This is a genomic window from Massilia sp. PWRC2, from assembly GCF_049896725.1.
Taxonomy (GTDB): domain Bacteria; phylum Pseudomonadota; class Gammaproteobacteria; order Burkholderiales; family Burkholderiaceae_D; genus JAFCUW01.
In genome coordinates, this window is the sequence record NZ_JAFCUW010000054.1 from 1 (window position 1) to 582 (window position 582).

Below are 582 nucleotides of genomic sequence, written 5' to 3' on the forward strand. Positions count from 1 at the left end.
CCAAAACCGCCCCGTCTCAATCTCACCGGCCTGTCCCATGAAGACAAGGATCGTCTCATTGATGCCTTGTTCGCGCGCCTGGACGCGGTCGAGGCGAAGCTGGGCATGAACAGCGAGAACTCGAGCAAGCCGCCGTCGTCGGATGGACTGGCCAAAAAGCAGAAAACTACTTCGTTGCGCGGCAAATCTGACAAGACAGTTGGCGGCCAACCGGGCCATAAAGGCAGCACGCTCAAGCGGGTCGCCGAGCCTACCAGCACGCAGGATCACCCAACGCCATCGCATTGCAACCGTTGCCACAGTGCGCTGGCGTTTGAAGAAGCGCATGTGCTGGAGCGTCGCTAGGTATTTGATGTTCCGACAATGTGTTTCGAGGTAGTCGAACATCGCGTCTACACGGTGCTGTGCACCTGTGGTCAACGGCACGACAGTGTCTTCCCATCCGCTGTCAGCGACCTTGCGCAATACGGCCCGAACGTGCGCGCACTTGGCGTTCACCTGACCCAAGGCCAGATGCTGCCATATGCCCGCGCCGCCGAATTGATTCGCGAGATGACGGGCTTGTCCGTGTCGCCGGCAACT

The 582-nt window shown here is 59.6% G+C and carries 1 protein-coding gene; it reads left to right on the forward strand.

Annotated elements, in window-relative coordinates; translation table 11 throughout:
• Positions 1 to 345: DUF6444 domain-containing protein (locus ACP7BZ_RS23005; RefSeq protein ID WP_426117527.1), on the forward strand; the 345-nt coding region annotated here is incomplete at its 5' end.
• Between the last annotated feature and the right edge of the window lie 237 nt (positions 346 to 582).